General features: G+C 66.3%; 13 protein-coding genes. 7 read left to right on the top strand and 6 right to left on the bottom strand.

Annotation, left to right across the window (positions count from 1 at the left end):
* Positions 1 to 38: 38 nt before the first annotated feature.
* Genes IVA93_RS28210 through IVA93_RS28230 form a run of 5 tightly spaced genes read right to left on the bottom strand, consistent with a single transcriptional unit; the run spans position 39 to position 3608 of the window.
* Positions 39 to 806, bottom strand: a complete 768-nt coding sequence (locus IVA93_RS28210) for a TSUP family transporter (protein WP_018454949.1) — start codon at positions 804 to 806, stop codon at positions 39 to 41.
* Entirely contained in the window at positions 803 to 2059 is a 1257-nt protein-coding gene (locus IVA93_RS28215; protein WP_018454950.1) for a CCA tRNA nucleotidyltransferase, read from the bottom strand. The genes IVA93_RS28210 and IVA93_RS28215 overlap by 4 nt, the downstream gene beginning before the upstream one ends.
* Positions 2060 to 2068: 9 nt before the next feature.
* Positions 2069 to 2332, bottom strand: a complete 264-nt coding sequence (locus tag IVA93_RS28220) for a DUF6111 family protein (protein WP_018454951.1) — start codon at positions 2330 to 2332, stop codon at positions 2069 to 2071.
* Entirely contained in the window at positions 2329 to 3000 is a 672-nt protein-coding gene (locus tag IVA93_RS28225) for a CoA pyrophosphatase (protein WP_027568565.1), read from the bottom strand. Before IVA93_RS28225 ends, IVA93_RS28220 begins: the two co-directional genes overlap by 4 nt.
* The gene (locus IVA93_RS28230) at positions 2997 to 3608 is read right to left on the bottom strand and encodes a DUF1285 domain-containing protein (RefSeq protein WP_018454953.1); all 612 of its coding nucleotides are present in this window, start codon (positions 3606 to 3608) and stop codon (positions 2997 to 2999) included. Before IVA93_RS28230 ends, IVA93_RS28225 begins: the two co-directional genes overlap by 4 nt.
* A gap of 280 nt (positions 3609 to 3888) precedes the next feature.
* Between IVA93_RS28230 and IVA93_RS28235 the strand changes: the two genes are divergently transcribed.
* The 7 genes from IVA93_RS28235 to IVA93_RS28265 all read left to right on the top strand — a co-directional run bounded on the left by IVA93_RS28235 (position 3889) and on the right by IVA93_RS28265 (position 15121).
* Positions 3889 to 4887, top strand: a complete 999-nt coding sequence (locus tag IVA93_RS28235; protein WP_018454954.1) for an AAA family ATPase — start codon at positions 3889 to 3891, stop codon at positions 4885 to 4887.
* Positions 4887 to 5831 carry a DUF58 domain-containing protein gene (locus IVA93_RS28240; RefSeq protein WP_018454955.1) on the top strand — a complete coding sequence of 315 codons (945 nt, stop codon included), beginning with the start codon at positions 4887 to 4889 and terminating at the stop codon, positions 5829 to 5831. The genes IVA93_RS28235 and IVA93_RS28240 overlap by 1 nt, the downstream gene beginning before the upstream one ends.
* Positions 5828 to 8641: a DUF4159 domain-containing protein gene (locus tag IVA93_RS28245; protein ID WP_026232848.1), complete on the top strand. Its 2814-nt coding sequence runs from the start codon at positions 5828 to 5830 to the stop codon at positions 8639 to 8641. Before IVA93_RS28240 ends, IVA93_RS28245 begins: the two co-directional genes overlap by 4 nt.
* Before the next feature lie 7 nt (positions 8642 to 8648).
* Positions 8649 to 10712 carry a membrane protein gene (locus tag IVA93_RS28250; protein WP_018454957.1) on the top strand — a complete coding sequence of 688 codons (2064 nt, stop codon included), beginning with the start codon at positions 8649 to 8651 and terminating at the stop codon, positions 10710 to 10712.
* A gap of 261 nt (positions 10713 to 10973) precedes the next feature.
* Complete coding sequence (locus IVA93_RS28255; RefSeq protein ID WP_026232849.1) at positions 10974 to 11987, top strand: alpha/beta fold hydrolase; 1014 nt, start codon at positions 10974 to 10976, stop codon at positions 11985 to 11987.
* A 221-nt stretch (positions 11988 to 12208) separates the two neighbouring features.
* Positions 12209 to 12613: a DUF2946 family protein gene (locus IVA93_RS28260; RefSeq protein ID WP_018454959.1), complete on the top strand. Its 405-nt coding sequence runs from the start codon at positions 12209 to 12211 to the stop codon at positions 12611 to 12613.
* 147 nt (positions 12614 to 12760) lie between these two features.
* Positions 12761 to 15121 (top strand): TonB-dependent receptor, encoded by a 2361-nt coding sequence (locus IVA93_RS28265; RefSeq protein WP_247542170.1) that lies wholly within the window; start codon positions 12761 to 12763, stop codon positions 15119 to 15121.
* A 22-nt stretch (positions 15122 to 15143) separates the two neighbouring features.
* Here IVA93_RS28265 and IVA93_RS28270 read toward each other — a convergent pair whose 3' ends face one another.
* Positions 15144 to 16301, bottom strand: coding sequence for a hypothetical protein (locus IVA93_RS28270; RefSeq protein ID WP_240543335.1), 1158 nt, complete (start codon positions 16299 to 16301; stop codon positions 15144 to 15146).
* Positions 16302 to 16312: the final 11 nt, after the last annotated feature.

Consider the following 16312-nt stretch of genomic DNA (forward strand, 5'->3'; position numbering starts at 1 on the left):
AACCAAACTGGCAGCGGGACAGCGCCACATCCGATTGATTAGATGAGCTGCCTCGCCCCAGCCGAGATCATCACTACGCCGCCGGTGATCACCGCGACGTCGAGGATCGCGGTGTGGATGTGCACCGGCATCCGCTCGACGAAGGCTTTTGCGAGGAACGCGCCGGGGATTGCGATTGCTCCGATCAGCAGCGCAAAGGCGAGCACCTGTGCGGTCACGGCGCCGGCGAGGCCGAACACCGAGATCTTGATGAGGCCGGTGCCGAGCGAGATCATGGCATCGGTCGCGATCACGGCCGCGCCTTCCAGGCCCGCGGCCATCAGCAGCGACAGCAGGATCACGCCGGAGCCGGAGGTGCCGCCGACCAGCACGCCATAGCCGACCGAGCCGGCCGCAAGCCCAGTGTCGCCGATCTTGACCTGGCGGCGGCGGAGCACACGGCGCAGCGGCACGCTCAGGATCAGCATGGAGCCGATCACCAGCGCCGCGCCCGCATTGGTCAGCCGTGTGTAGCCGTAGGCACCAAGCGCTGCCGTCAGTGCCGCACAGGCCAGCACGATCAGCGCGCGGCGGCGATCGGCATAGCGGAGATAGGCGAGCGCGCGGCTGGAATTGGTGAAGATCGCGGAGATCGCGATGATCGGCACCACCGGTTCGGCGCCGACGAGAGGCACCAGCACCAGCGGCATCAAGGCGCCGGTGCCGTAGCCGGCGAGACCACCGATAATCGAAGCAAACAACGCCATCAACGCGACCAGCAGGAGCTGAAAGATCGAGATGTCGGCGAAGCCTGAGACGATGGTCACGTTCTCTCATCGCGGCTGACGCGTGCCGCAGCTTGATCGGCGATGGAAGCGAGTGCGGCTTCCTCTAGGGGAAAATCCGCCGCAAGCCAAGCGTCCTCCGCGAGCGTCAACACATGTCCGAGCGAGGGTCCTTCCGCCATGCCGCGCGCGATGAAGTCGGCGGCGCGAAGCGGAAATTTCGGCGCAGTCCAGCGCTGCGGCAGCTCGGCGAGCGCACGCCATCGCGACGAGCCGACGTCACCGCCGGCTCTCGCCCAGCCCAGCAACACGCGATCGTGATAGCGATCCGCACCGAGCCGGTAGAGCAGCCGCCGCGCATCGGCTTCGTCCTTGGTGGCCAAGCGCCACCAGCGGTGCCCCATCGAATCCAGCGCCTTGGTTTCCGCATTGGAGAGCCTCAGGCGCGTGGCGACGCGCTTGGCGTCTTCAGTCACCGCGATCGCCAGCGCGGCGAGGCGCCGCGTGCTGCTTGCGGTGAGGCCGAGCTCGCGCTCGATCACGATCATCGCCGCGAGCGGTCCGGTGTAGACCACGCCGCCGGTCAGCGCCTGCAGCAATCCGCCATCGGCCATCGCAAGCGCGGCGGCGGACGCGCCGGGAGCGACCAGAAGCTTCAGCGTCTCCATGCGCAGCCGCTCGGCCGAGAGGCTCGCGAGGCCGGCGCGTCCCCGGATGCAGGCGAGATAGCCGTCGCGGTCGGGATCGCCGGCGCCGAAGGCGGCGTGGATGCGGAAGAAGCGCAGGATGCGCAGGAAATCCTCGGCGATGCGCTGGTCGGGATCACCGATGAAGCGCACGCGCCGCGCGGCCGCATCCGCGATGCCTCCGACGTAATCGCGGACGACGCCGTCGGCATCGACCGAGAGCCCGTTCATCGTGAAGTCGCGGCGCTCGGCGTCCTTCACCCAGTCGCGGCCGAACGCGACCTTGGCCTTGCGGCCGAAGGTCTCGGTATCCTCGCGCAACGTCGTGACTTCGTAAGGTTGCCCGTCGATGACGAGGGTGACGGTGCCGTGGTCGATGCCGGTCGGCACAGCCTTGATGCCGGCAGCTTTGGCGCGCCGCATCACCTCGTGCGGGAGCGCCGTGGTCGCGATGTCGATGTCGCCGGGGACGAGGCCGAGCAGCGCGTTGCGCACGGCGCCGCCGACAACCCGCGCCTCCTCGCCATCCGCATTGAGCAATTGCAGGACGCGCGCGGTGCCACCCGAAATCAGCCAGGGCGCATCGGCGAGCATGGGCACCGCGCTCATCGGCCGGCCCTATCTTTCCACGCCCGGCACGAGCTTGCCGTTCTCGACATGGGCGGGGACATAGGTCGAATCCGGTGCGGCGCCGGAGAAATGCGCAAAGCCGATCAGCCCGGCGATCACCAGCACGAGCGCCGCCAGCATGAGACGCGCGACGATGGTGATCGGCCAGGACGATTGCACGAACAGGCCGGAACGCGTGGCGGCCAGGAACAGCGCATAGACGGCAAAGGGAACGAGGAAGATTCCGATCTCGGTCAGGATCGGCCGAATCATGACGAATAGATCCGCTCATAGAGCACACGGAGCATGCCGGCCGTCGCGCCCCAGATGTAGCGTTCGGCAAACGGCATCGCGTAGTAGGACCGCTCCATGCCGCGGAATTCCTTGCTGTGCACCTGGTGGTTGGCCGGGTTCATCAGGAAGGATAGCGGCACTTCGAACGCATCATCAACCTCGGAATGGTTGATCGTCAGCTCAAAGCCCGGGCGCACCCTGGCCACCGTCGGCAGGATGCGGAAGCCGAAGCCGGTGCCGTAGAGATCGAGATAGCCGATCGGCTCGACGAAGTCGCGCGACAGCCCGACCTCCTCCTCGGCCTCGCGCAGCGCCGCATCGAGCGGCGAGCGGTCGGTTGCGTCGATCTTGCCGCCGGGGAATGCGATCTGGCCGGCATGGTCGTTCAGATGCGCCGAACGCTGCGTCAGCAGAATGGTCGGCTCGGGATGATCGACCACCGCGATCAAGACCGCCGCCGGCCGCACCGGCTGCTCGCGCGCGATGATCTCGAGCATCTTGTCGGTGCCGGGATCGCCCGAGGCCGGAATGATGTTGGGATCGTAGAGGCCGGGCGGAACGTCGAAGCCGAGCCGCGCGGCGGAGCGGGCGAAGAAATCCGCCGCACCGATCACGGCGGGATCGTTCCTGGAGATAGGCTTGTTCAAAGCGCGGCCCTCACCTGCTCCGCATCGGCCATGGCGAAGAACTCGCCGGCCGACTCGACACCGAACATCGGCTGGCCATCGACCATCCGCTCCTCACCCATGTCAACCAGATCGTAATAGAGCGCGCGGGTGACCTTGGCCCAGAGCTCGGCGCGGATATGCAGATAGGGCGTCAGCCCGCCGTCCTTGGCCTGCTCGAAGCGCAGCCGGTGCGCCGCATCGCAGGTGACCCAGTCGTCGACATTGGTGCGGAAGCGGAGCACGCGATGGTTGGCATCGCCGTCCTTCTGCATCTCGACCGCCATGAACGGCGCGTCGTCGACGCGAATGCCGACCTTCTCCACCGGCGTGACGAGGAAATGCTTGTCGCCTTCGCGCTTGAGGATGGTCGAGAACAGGCGAACCAAGGCATGACGGCCGATTGGCGTCCCCAAATAGAACCAAGTACCATCTGACGCGATTCGAATGTCGAGATCGCCGCAAAACGGCGGATTCCACAAATGCACCGGAGGCAGGCCCTTTTTGGCGCCTTCGGCATCGGCAGCAGTTTTGGCAGCGGCAGTCAGCCCCTCAAGACCGCGATCGGCGCTCTGCCCTTGGTTCGCCATGGTTTGCCCTGACTTTGTCATTTGGCACGATCGGTCATTTGGCACGATTGGTGCAGGTTTACGTTGTATCCGGGTACTCGGTTCCACCCCGCATTCGTCCGGTGTGGAGGTCGCCACTTCGTGATGCCCTACATATCCCTAAGCCGATAAGGTGGGGATAGGTTAATTCAACGAATACATGGCCTTCCTGCAAGTCTAGCATAGGGCCCACGTCTTGAGTTGAGGACGTGATGACATGACGACGCAAGCGAGCTGCATGGCAGGCTGAAGGAGCTAACGGATGGCGGAGAGTGTCGAGAAGCTCGAAGACGGGATAGTCCGTTCGGCCGAGCAGGTGTCGAGCCAGATTCGCGCGGCAAAGGATGCGATCGCGTCCGTCATCTTCGGCCAGGATCGCGTGATCGAGAACACGCTGGTCACCATCCTCTCCGGCGGCCATGCGCTGTTGATCGGTGTCCCCGGTCTGGCCAAGACCAAGCTGGTCGAGACGCTCGGCATCACCCTCGGCCTCGATGCCAAGCGCATCCAGTTCACGCCCGATCTGATGCCGTCGGACATTCTCGGCGCCGAAGTGCTGGACGAGAGCACCTCCGGCAAGCGTGCCTTCCGCTTCATCTCCGGCCCCGTGTTCGCGCAACTGCTGATGGCCGACGAGATCAACCGCGCCAGCCCGCGCACGCAGTCGGCGCTGCTGCAGGCGATGCAGGAGCAGCACATCACCGTTGCCGGCGCGCGTCACGATCTGCCGAAGCCGTTCCACGTGCTCGCCACGCAAAACCCGCTGGAGCAGGAAGGCACCTATCCGCTGCCTGAAGCCCAGCTCGACCGTTTCCTGATGGAGATCGACGTCGACTATCCCGACCGCGACGCCGAGCGCCGCATCCTGTTCGAGACCACCGGCGCCGACGAGACGCTGGCGAAGGGCTCGATGACACCTGATGCACTCATCACCGCGCAGCGACTGATCCGGCGCCTGCCGGTCGGCGATTCCGTGGTCGAGGCGATCCTGTCGCTGGTGCGCTCGGCCCGTCCGGGTCCGGACGGCGGCGACACCAGCAAGTTCATCGCCTGGGGACCGGGCCCGCGCGCCAGCCAATCGCTGATGCTCGCGGTGCGCGCTCGCGCGCTGATCGACGGCCGCCTCGCGCCCTCAATCGACGACGTGCTCGACCTCGCCGAGCCCGTGCTGAAGCACCGCATGGCGCTGACGTTCCAGGCGCGCGCCGAAGGCCGCACGATTCCGGACGTGATCCGGCAATTGAAGACACGGATCGGTTGATGGCGGCGGAGAACGGGCACACAGCAAAGGAGGTCATCGCGATCCGACGTGCCGATGGCGAAAGCCGCACGCTCGCCGCTTCGCTGCCGCGCCTGGTGCTCGAGGCCCGCCGTATCGCCGCCAACGTCATCCACGGCCTGCACGGCCGCCGCCGCGCCGGCTCCGGCGAAAATTTCTGGCAATACCGCCGTTTCGTCTCCGGCGAACCGTCGCAGAATGTCGACTGGCGGCGCTCGGCGCGCGACGATCTCCTCTATGTCCGCGAGCTCGAATGGGAAGCCTCGCATACGGTCTGGATCTGGCCCGATCGTTCGCCCTCGATGGCGTTCGCGTCAAAGCAGGCGCGTGAATCCAAGCTCGAGCGGACGCTGATCGTCGCCTTCGCGCTGGCCGAGCTGCTGGTCTCCGGCGGCGAGCGCGTCGGCATCCCCGGTTTGATGGCACCGACCGCCAGCCGCAGCGTCATCGACAAGATGGCGCAGGCGATGCTGCATGACGATGCCGACCGCTTGAGCCTGCCGCCCTCCTTTGTGCCCGCGGCGCTGGCCGAGACGATCGTGCTGTCGGACTTCTGGTCGCCGCTCTCCGAGATCAGGACCACGCTCGCCGGCCTGTCCGGCTCCGGCGCGCATGGCACGCTGGTGCAGGTCGTCGATCCCGCCGAGGAATCATTCCCCTATTCCGGCCGCGTCGAGTTCGTCGAGCCCGAGGGGTTCGGCGTGATCACCGCCGGCCGCGCCGAGAGCTGGGCGCAGGATTACACCGCCCGGCTCGCGCTGCACCGCGATCAGATCCGCGCCGAGACCAACAAGCTCGACTGGCTGTTCACGACGCATGCGACCGACCGCTCGGCCGCCGAGCTCTTGCTGTTCCTGCATGCCGGCATGCAGGTGAGCAAATCGGGCGCGCGCACCACAACGATCAAGGCGGGGCCGGCAGCATGATGGGACTGCCGCTCGCCTTCACCGAACCGCTGCTCCTGATCGGCCTCGTCAGCCTGCCGGTGCTGTGGTGGCTGTTGCGCGTGATGCCGCCGCGGCCGCGCCGGATCGAGTTTCCGCCGACGCGCCTGCTGTTCGACATCGCACCGCGCGAAGAGACCCCGTCGCGAACGCCGTGGTGGTTGACCGCATTGCGGCTGCTGGCTGCGGCACTGGTCATTTTCGCCGCCGCCGGTCCGATCTGGAATCCGCAAACAGGCGCGGCCGCCAGCAAGGCGCCGCTGATGATCATGTTCGACGACGGCTGGAGCGCGGCCTCGAACTGGGACATCCGGATCAGGGCCGCCGACGAATTGATCGCCAGTGCCGAGAACGACCGCCGTGCGATCGCGCTGGTGCCGCTGTCCGAGCCGAACCGCGATATCACCCTGATGCCGGCGGGCGCCGCGCGCGTCGCGCTGCGGCAGCTGACGCCAAAGCCGTATTCGATCGAGCGCGTCGAGACCCTGACCGCAATCGATCGCTTCCTGAAGGCGACCGGCGACTGCGAGATCGTCTGGCTCTCCGACAGCGTCGATACCGGTCGCGGCGAGGAATTCGTGGCGGGCCTCGGCAAGACCATCGGCGATCGCAGCCTGACCGTGTTCGAAGGCGGCACCTCCTCAGCCCTAGCCCTGGTCGCGGCCGAGAACGCCGCAGCCAGGATGACGGTGAAGGTGCTGCGCACCGACGGCGGCATCGCCATCGGCACCGTGCGCGCGCTGGACCAGAAGGCCTCGCCGATCGGCGAGGCGCGTTATTCGTTCGGCCCGCAGGACAAGGAAACCGAAGCGTCGTTCGATCTGCCGGTCGAGCTGCGCAACGACATCACGCGGCTGGAAATTGCCGGTGAGCGCTCCGCCGGCGCAGTGCAGCTGCTCGACAAGCGCTGGCGCCGCCGCGCCATCGGCATCGTCTCGGGCTCGACCAGCGAGACCGCGCAGCCGCTGCTGGCGCCGACCTTCTATCTCACCCGTGCGCTGGCGCCGTTCGCCGACGTGCGGCTTGCCGACAAGGGCTCGCCGCAGCAGGGCATCACGCAGTTCCTCGATCAGAAGCTGCCGATGATCATCCTTGCCGATGTCGGCACCATCGCCCCTGAAATCCGCGAGCGTCTCAATGCCTGGATCGACCAGGGCGGCGTGCTGGTGCGGTTCGCCGGTCCGCGGCTGGCGCAGGCCGAGGACGATCTCGTCCCGGTCAAGCTGCGCAAGGGCGGCCGGACGCTCGGCGGCAGCCTGACCTGGGAAAAGCCGCAACATCTTGCCTCCTTTGCCGCCGATGGTCCGTTTGCCGGCGTCGTGGTCCCCAAGGACGTCACCATAAGCCGCCAGGTGCTGGCCGAGCCCGACGCCGTGCTCGCCACCAAAAGCTGGGCGTCGCTGGAAGACGGCACGCCGCTGGTAACAGGCGAGCATCGCGGCAAGGGCGTCGTCAGCCTGTTCCACGTCAGCGCCGACATGCGCTGGTCGGATCTGCCGATGTCGGGGACCTTTGTCGAAATCCTGCGACGTGTCGTCGACATGTCCGGCTATACCGCCAAGCCGGGCCCAGGCGTTGCCACTGAGGCGAGCGCCGAAACGGTGGCGCCGTTGCACATCCTCGATGGCTTTGGCGCCTTCGGCCCGCCGCCGGCCGCCGCAAAGCCGCTGCCCGCGGATTATCGCGACCGCGCCACACCCGATCATCCGCCGGGCTTCTATGGTCCGGCAGAAGGACCGCTCGCCGTGAACACGCTTGCCAGCGCCGACCGTATCGCAGCCCTGAACACCGCGAGCCTGCGCGCCCGGCATGCCACCTACACCAACGCCGAGCCGCAGGACTTGCGCGGTTGGCTGCTATCGACGGCGCTCGCGCTGTTCCTGATCGACGCCATCATCGTCGCGGTACTCGGCGGCGGCCTTGCCGCGCTGGTGCGCCGCCGCGCCGCGCCCGCGATGATCGTCTTTGGGCTGGTGCTCGCAGGTCTCGCCTCGTTCGTGCCGACGCCGTCGCATGCGGACAGCGCGCCCGACGAGTTCGCGATGAAGGCGGTGTCGCAGACCCGCCTCGCCTATGTCGTGACCGGCAATGCCGACGTCGATTCCATCGTCAGGGCCGGGCTATCCGGACTGACGCTGTTCCTGGCGCAGCGCACCGCGCTCGAGGCCGGCGATCCCGTCGGCATCGACCCGGCGCGCGACGAACTCGCTTTCTTCCCGCTGATCTACTGGCCGATCGTGCCGGGCGCGCCCAAGCCGTCGCGGGACGCCATCAACAAGATCGACGCCTATATGAAGCAGGGCGGCACCGTGCTGTTCGACACCCGCGACGCGGTCGAAGCGCCACCCGGCGCGAACGGCGCCGCGCAGACCCCGGCCATGCAGACGCTCCGCGAGATCCTGTCCTCGCTCGACGTGCCCGAGCTGGAGCCGGTGCCGCGGGAGCACGTGCTGACCAAGACCTTCTATCTGTTGCGCGACTTCCCCGGCCGCTTCAGCACCGGCCAGACCTGGGTCGAGACCTTGCCGCGCGAAGACGACGAGGACAGCGCGCAGCGGCCGGCACGCGGCGGCGACGGCGTCTCGCCGATCATCATCACCTCGAACGACCTGGCCGGCGCCTGGGCCGTGCGGCCCGACGGCCAGTCCATGCTGCCGGTGATCGGCGCCGACCCCCGCCAGCGCGAATTCGCCTACCGCGCCGGCGCCAACATCGTGATGTACACGCTGACCGGCAACTACAAGGCCGACCAGGTGCACGCACCGGCCCTGATCGAACGGCTGGGGCAGTAGGATCGATATGAATTACGGCATCGCATTCACGCCGCTTGTTCCCACGATCGTCCTGTGGCTCGCGCTGGCCGCGATCGCCGTCATCGCGCTCGTGCTGCTGCTGGCGCGGGCGCGCGGCGCTGCCGTGCGCGTGGCCGCGCTGGCGCTGTTCCTGCTGGCGCTCGCCAATCCCTCCTTTACCCGCGAGGACCGCGATCCCCTCACCTCGGTCGCCGCAATCGTCGTCGACAAGAGCCCGAGCCAGAATTTCGGCAATCGCAATCGCGAGGCCGCAACGGCGCAGGAAGCGCTGGTCGACAGCCTGAAGAAGATCAAGGGGCTCGAGGTCCGCGTCGTCGATGCCGGACAGGCTGACGGCGAGACCGACGGCACCAAGCTGTTCGGGGCGCTGGCCTCGGCCTTGTCGGACGTGCCGGTCGACCGCGTCGCCGGTGCGTTCCTGATCACCGACGGCCGCGTCCACGACATTCCGGCCAACGCCGCCGGGCTCGGCTTCCAGGCGCCGGTGCATGCGCTGATCACGGGGCAGAAGGACGAGCGCGACCGCCGTATTGCGGTCATCGCCGCGCCGCGCTTCGGTATCGTCGGGCAGCCCCAGACCATCACCTACCGCCTCGACGACCAGGGCGTCAGCGGCGAGCGCGCCAAGGTTACGGTCCGCAGAGACGGCGAGGTCATCAACGAGCGCACGCTTTCGAGCGGCCAGAGCGCAAGCGTCGACGTCGACATCAAGCATTCCGGGCCGAACATCGTCGAGATCGAGGCCTCGCCGCTCGAGCGGGAATTGACGCCGGTGAACAACCGCGCCGTCGTCGCCATCGACGGTGTGCGCGACAAGCTGCGCGTGCTGCTGGTCTCGGGCGAGCCGCATTCCGGCGAGCGCACCTGGCGCAATCTGCTCAAATCCGATGCCAGCGTCGATCTCGTCCACTTCACCATTCTACGGCCGCCGGAGAAGCAGGACGGTACGCCGATCAACGAATTGTCGCTGATCGCGTTTCCGACCCGGGAGCTGTTCCAGCAGAAGATCAACGAATTCCAGCTGATCATCTTCGACCGCTATGCCCGCCAGGGCGTGCTGCCGATCGCTTATTTCGACAACATCGCACGCTACGTGCGTTCCGGCGGCGCGGTGCTGGTCTCGGCCGGCCCCGACTACGCCTCCAACACCAGCATCTGGCGCACGCCGCTGGATTCGGTGCTGCCCGCCGAACCGGTCGGGGTGACGGAAAAGCCGTTCTACGCGCATCTGTCCGACGTCGGCAAACGCCATCCCGTCACGCGTGGCCTCGAGGGCTCCGCCTCCGAGCCGCCGCGCTGGAGCAGGTTCTTCCGCACCGTCGATACCCGCAATGCGGTCAACCCGCCCGTCATGACGGGCGTCGACGGCAAGCCGCTGCTGTTCCTGTCGCGTTTCGGCGAGGGCCGCGTCGCGCTGCTGCTCTCCGACCACATCTGGCTGTGGGCGCGCGGCTATGAAGGCGGCGGTCCGCATCTCGACCTGTTGCGGCGGATGTCGCACTGGCTGATGAAGCAGCCTGATCTGGACGAGGAAGCGTTGCGCCTGCAGGTGCAGGGCAAGAATCTCGTGGTGGTGCGCCAGACCATGGCGGACAGCGTCCAGCCGGTGAGTGTGACCTCGCCGTCGGGCGTGTCGCGCGACCTGACGCTTGCAGCCGGAGATCCCGGCGAATGGCGCGCCAGCCTGCCGGCGAGCGAGCTCGGGCTGTGGCAGGCCACCGACGGCACGCTGAAGGCGCTGATCAATGTCGGCCCGACCAATCCGAAGGAGTTTTCGGAAGTCACCTCCACCACCGAAACGTTGAAGCCGCTGACCCAGGCGACCGGCGGTGACGCCGTGCGCGTGGTCGACGGCGCCAGCGTCGAGCTGCCGCGCATTCTGCCGGTCCGCTCGGCGAGCGTCTTCCATGGCGACGGCTGGATGGGCGTGCGGATGCGCGACGCCAGCGTGGTGAAGGGCGTCGGCGTGCTGCCGATCTTCGCCGGCCTGATCGGGCTGTTGCTGCTGCTCGGCGCGTTTGCTGCGACGTGGATGCGCGAGGGGCGCTAGGCGGCTTACGCGCGTCCCTTCGCTTCCCGTTAGTCGGATAAATCCCATCGTCACTTCTTCGCCGGAAGCTCCATAACGCCTTCGACCCCGAACTCGGTCGCATGTAGCACGTTGTGAAATCTGGAGGCGGTTCTTCCTCGACCCTGGGCAGGCGTGTCCCTGTCCAGGCATCGCCCGCAGCGGACAAGAGCAGTTCTGAACGCAGCCCTTCGCAGCACTTAAACAGTGCGAGCGTTCGATGAGAAGCGGAGTTACTCGACCATGACAGACCCACTTCACCAGCGCACGTTCAGCTCGCCTCGTCAGACAACGCGCTATATCGAGTGCGGGCCGGTCGACAGACCGTTGATGATTTTCGTCCATGGCTGGCCGAGCATCAGTTTGATGTGGCGCGCGCAGATGGAAGCGTTTGCCGCCGACGGTTGGCACTGCGTCGCTCCCGATCTGCGCGGCTACGGCGGCTCTTCCACGCCTGCAGCCAACGACGCCTATACCATCGAGGAAATCGTGACGGACATGGCCGAACTCCATGATCACCTGGGCGGCAAGCCTGCGATCTGGGTTGGCCACGACTGGGGCTGTGTTGTGGTCGGTGAGTTGGTCGCGCATCAGCCAAAGCGCAGCCGCGGAGTCGTGCTGACCTCGCTGGCATATCAACCCGACGGGCACGCCCTGCGCACAGTCGTCCCGCTGGTCGACCGGACGATTTATCCGGTCGACCAATATCCGGATGGCCAATGGGATTACTACCGTTACTACAACACGCACTTCGAGGCGGCAGTCGCCGACCTCGATGCAGACTTGGCAGCATCGCTGGCGTCGATCTTTCGGCCAGGCGACCCCGCCGGCATCGGCAAGGTTTCGCCGAATGCGATGGTCACGCGCAATGGAGGGCGCTTTGGCGCCGCGCACCGCGCTCCGCCGACTGAGCCCGATTCGGCTCTCTGGCCGCCGGCGGACTTCGACGTGCTGGTGCAGACGTTCAAGGCTCATGGCTTCCGCCCATCCTGCGCGTGGTACATGAACGACGACGCCAACATCGCCTATGCGCGCAAGGCACTCAATGGCGGCCGCCTGTCGCAGCCGGTGCTGTTCGTTAACGGCGACTTTGATCAGATCTGCAGCATCACCGGAAATCGCCAAGGTGACCCGATGCGCGCCACCTGCCCGGACCTGACCGTAACGAGCATGCCCGCAGGGCATTGGCTGCCGCTGGAGCGCAAGGCAGAACACATCGAGGCCATCCGCACCTGGCTCCGGAGCAAAAAGCTCTGATGCCACCTGCTCGCGCTGACACTGAGTCCAATCGCCGTCCGCGTAAGCCGTTTGACAGGTCCTCAGCCTAGGCTTTCAGTTGCCTGCACGACACGGCAAGGAGCCGGCCCGCTCGGGTCGGCTCGACAGCGGTTGACATCCGCTGACGGATTGCGCGATGTTACATTATAACATCGCGGGATCAGGGGATGATACCTCGCGATGTGGGGTGGCGTTTCCAGATGAAGTGGTTCCGGTCGAATATCAGGCACGGCGCCCGGCTCGCGATCTTCGCGATGCTGGTGCAGTTCGCGCTGACGTTCGGCCACAGCCATTGGTTCGCCCAGGCGGCTCCCCTCGCCCAGTCCTCGCTGCAGCAGACCGACGGCGCCCAAGCTCCCGCTTCGATCGACCGTTCCGCGGTCGAGAGGCAATCGCCATTGGCTCCCGACAGGGAGCAACCGGGCGAGGACAATTGCGCGATCTGCGCATTGGTCGCGATGGCGGGCACCGTCTTGTTCGCGGCGCCGCCTGTGTTGCTGCTGCCGCAGGCGATCGACCTGCTCTACCGCACCACCGACGCCGAATTCGTCCACCTGAAATCGGCCGGTACGGCATTCCAGCCCCGCGCCCCTCCCGCGTCCTGACTTCCACAACGCTTGATCACGCCCGGGCTCGCCGCTTTCAGGCGCATTCCCGGGAGCAGCTGAAGTCGAATTCCGTCGCGCAGCGACGGCAGGCCGCCTCCGATCAGCAGACGAACATGCGGACGGCGCCTGACTGGAATCAGGACCATGTCATTCAAATTGCGGCGCGCGCAGCGCCTTGGCGGAGCAAGCCTGCTCCTGCTCGGCGCCGCCACCTCGGCGCTGGCCGAGGATAAGTCATCGACCGAGATCCCCGCCGTCACCGTGACGGCTCCGAGCCCCATCGTGCGCAGGGCGGTGGTGCCGACCCGCAACCCCGGTCGTCCCACCCGAACCGCGCGGGCACGCAGCCACCAACGCGCTGCGGACGCCACGCCGGCAACCTCCACGCCGGCCGCACCTCAGCAGGGCGTGCTGCCCATCGTGACCAACCAGTTCGCGACGGTCACGGTGGTGCCGAACGAAGAGATCCGCCGCGAGGGCGGCGGCCAGCTCGGCGACCTCCTGTTCTCGAAACCCGGCATCACCGGATCGAGCTTCGCGCCCGGCGCCTCCAGCCGGCCGATCATCCGGGGACTTGACGTCAACCGCGTCGGCATCGTCGAGAACGGCACCAATGCCGGCGGCGCCTCCGATCTCGGCGAGGATCACTTCGTTCCAATCGATCCGCTCGCGACCAACCAGGTCGAGGTGGTACGCGGGCCGGCTGCGCTGCGCTATGGCTCGACCTCGATCGGCGGCGTCGTCAGCGCCACCAACAACCGGATTCCGGATGCGCTGCCGAACTGCGGTGCCCAGCCGTTCCAGAGCTTCGGCCTGCCGGTCAAGGCGCCGCTCGCAGCGGCCGCGACTTCGCCTTGCGTCAGCGCCGAGACGCGCAGCGCGTTCAGTTCGGTCGACCGCGGCGTCGAAAGCGGCGTGCTGCTCGACACCGGCGGCGGCAATTTTGCCTTCCATGCCGACGTCTACGGCCGCAACACCACCGACTATAGCATCCCGAGCTACCCGTACCTGAATGACCAGACCCGGTCCGTCGCCAACGGACGCCAGCCCAACTCGGCGACGCGCTCGGACGGCGCCTCGATCGGCGGCTCCTACTTCTTCCAGGGCGGCTATATCGGTGCGGCGATCACGCAGAACGACGCGCTCTACCACATCCCCGGCGTCGACGGCGCCGACCACAACACGCGCATCGACGGCCATCAGACCAAGATCAACGTCAAGGGCGAGTACCATCCCGACGCTACGGCCATCGATGTCGTTCGCTTCTGGGCCGACGCGACCGACTACCGACACAACGAGATCGGGCTTGCCGATCCCGCCGATCCCAACACCGACGGCGTGCGGCAAACCTTCACCAACAAGGAGCAGGAGATCCGCACCGAGGTGCAGCTGATGCCGTTCAACGCGCGCTTCGCCGAGGTAACGACGGCGCTGGGCTTCCAGGTCGGCCATCAGGAATTGAGCGCGCCGAGCCCGGACAATCCGGGCACGCTGTTTAACGGCCTGTGGGACCCGAACAACAGCACGCGCGTTGCGGGCTATGCTTTCAACGAGTTCAAGTTCACGGAAGCGACGCGGGCGCAGATCGCCGGCCGCATCGAGCATGTCGAGCTGCACGGCACGACGCCGGATTTTCCCGCGGACTTCCTGCCCGACGGCACGCCGCAGGCGGGTATCGGTCGCAATCCGTCCTTCACGCCGAAGAGCGGCAGCATCGGCCTGTTGCAGGACCTGCCGGGCGGCCTGGTCGGCAGCATCACCGCGCAATACGTCGAGCGCGCGCCGAAGGCGGCGGAGCTGTTCTCGCGCGGCGCACATGATGCGACCGCGACCTTCGACATCGGCAACCCCAACCTCACCATCGAGACCGCGAAATCCGTGGAGGTCGGCCTGCGCAAGGCAACGGGGCCGTTCCGCTTCGAGGCGACGGTCTACTACACGCATTTCAACAACTTCATCTATCGCCGTCTCACCGGCGTGATGTGCGACGACGACTTTGCCTCGTGCGGCACGCCCGGCGCCGAGGTGAACCAGGCGGTCTATTCGCAGCGGGACGCGAACTTCCGCGGCGGCGAATTCCAGTCGCAGCTCGACGTCGGTGCATTCCAGGGCGGCATCTGGGGCATCGAGAACCAGTTCGACGTGGTCCGGGCCACCTTCACCGACGGCACCAATGTGCCGCGCATTCCGCCGGTGAGACTGGGCGGCGGCGTGTTCTGGCGCGACGACAACTGGCTGATGCGCGTTAATCTGTTGCACGCCTTCGCTCAGAACAACGTCGCGGTGATCGCGGAGACGCCGACGCCGGGCTACAATCTCTTGAAGGCCGAGGTGAGCTACAAGACCAAGCTCAACCCGAATGCATTCGGCGCGCGCGAGATGCTGCTCGGCCTCGTCGGCAACAATCTGTTGAACGAAAACATCCGCAACTCGGTGTCCTACACCAAGGACGAGGTGTTGATGCCCGGCATCGGGGTACGGGCGTTCGCGAACTTCAAGTTCTGAAAGCGCGATTGCTAGCCGGACTTCATCGTGCTGTGGCTGAGGCGGCCGCTTCGGGGGCCCCCTCTGATGCCTCCTGAAACAGCACGGCAAACAGCAGGGTCCACAATGTCAGGAGAGAAATAGGAATCGTGTAGTACGGCGTCGCGATCGGATAGGTGAAGAAGAAGGCGAGGTTGAGCGCCAGATTGGCGATCGTGAGCAGCGCGACGCGGCGAATGCCGTTCGCCTGCCGCAACAGCCAGATCGAGCCTGCGATTCCGATGACGATCAGCAAGGTCTGGAGCGGATCGGCCAGATAGTCCCGGACCACCGCGAACGAAAAATCCAGTGGCCTGACATCGGGATTGTTGCCGTAGGTCGATGCGAACGGACTGCCGGCGTTGACGGCGTAAGAGACGATGGTCGGGATCACGCCGGCCAGCAACGCGACGCCGAACACAAGCCCCTGCAAGAACCGGGACATCGTCCGCTTCGCAAGAAACGCGACGAGGAGAAAGAGACCATAGCCCGACGCCAGGAAAAGGTTGGCCAATCGAAAGTCGACGGTCAATCCGAGCAGGAAACCGATTGGCGCCAGCAGCCAGATATTCGGTTGAGATCGCGGGCCCGCCAGCCATCGCGCCGTGAGACATCCTACGAGCGCGCACACGACGACCGTCGGGGCCATCGAATAGCTCGCCTTGACCGGATTGACCATCAGGTAGATCGCAAGACAGCCGAACGTCCCGGCCATCAGGACCAACCTCATGCTGCGCGCGAGAGAAAGCGCAAACAGCGCAAAGCCCAGGACGACAATGGTCGCCAGCATGTACATGGGCGCGACCTGGTGCCCTGGCGGAAACAACGCCAACACGAGGCCGACGCCCGGCGGGTATTGAATGACGACCTTCCCCGTGGCCGGCATCAGATTGTGACATGGCGCCGCGGTCGTATCGTTCCAGTCGGGGTAGCCGATCTCCTTCAGCTTTGCTTTCTGATAGCCATCGTCGTCGCGGGTGAGGCTGGTGTCGAATCCCTCCACCAGCCCGAATCTCTGGAACAGATGCGCCTGCCGCAGGTAGCAGATGTCGTCATAGACGCCGCGCGCCTCGTTCCATCGCATCATGGTCCAGAAATGGCCGACCAGCACCGCGAGAAACAACACGACGAAGAAGGCTTTGCTGGTGTGGATCTTCTTCATCGGGATCATGC

The organism is Bradyrhizobium sp. 155, from assembly GCF_023101105.1.
In the GTDB taxonomy this organism is placed as follows: Bacteria; Pseudomonadota; Alphaproteobacteria; order Rhizobiales; family Xanthobacteraceae; genus Bradyrhizobium; species Bradyrhizobium canariense_D.

Coding starts and splice junctions, on each gene's coding strand:
- IVA93_RS28215 (WP_018454950.1), bottom strand. CDS start 2,059: ATGAGCGCGGTGCCCATGCTCGCCGATGCGCCCTGGCTGATTTCGGGT.
- IVA93_RS28220 (WP_018454951.1), bottom strand. CDS start 2,332: ATGATTCGGCCGATCCTGACCGAGATCGGAATCTTCCTCGTTCCCTTT.
- IVA93_RS28230 (WP_018454953.1), bottom strand. CDS start 3,608: ATGGCGAACCAAGGGCAGAGCGCCGATCGCGGTCTTGAGGGGCTGACT.
- IVA93_RS28235 (WP_018454954.1), top strand. CDS start 3,889: ATGGCGGAGAGTGTCGAGAAGCTCGAAGACGGGATAGTCCGTTCGGCC.
- IVA93_RS28240 (WP_018454955.1), top strand. CDS start 4,887: ATGGCGGCGGAGAACGGGCACACAGCAAAGGAGGTCATCGCGATCCGA.
- IVA93_RS28245 (WP_026232848.1), top strand. CDS start 5,828: ATGATGGGACTGCCGCTCGCCTTCACCGAACCGCTGCTCCTGATCGGC.
- IVA93_RS28250 (WP_018454957.1), top strand. CDS start 8,649: ATGAATTACGGCATCGCATTCACGCCGCTTGTTCCCACGATCGTCCTG.
- IVA93_RS28255 (WP_026232849.1), top strand. CDS start 10,974: ATGACAGACCCACTTCACCAGCGCACGTTCAGCTCGCCTCGTCAGACA.
- IVA93_RS28260 (WP_018454959.1), top strand. CDS start 12,209: ATGAAGTGGTTCCGGTCGAATATCAGGCACGGCGCCCGGCTCGCGATC.
- IVA93_RS28265 (WP_247542170.1), top strand. CDS start 12,761: ATGTCATTCAAATTGCGGCGCGCGCAGCGCCTTGGCGGAGCAAGCCTG.
- IVA93_RS28270 (WP_240543335.1), bottom strand. CDS start 16,301: ATGAAGAAGATCCACACCAGCAAAGCCTTCTTCGTCGTGTTGTTTCTC.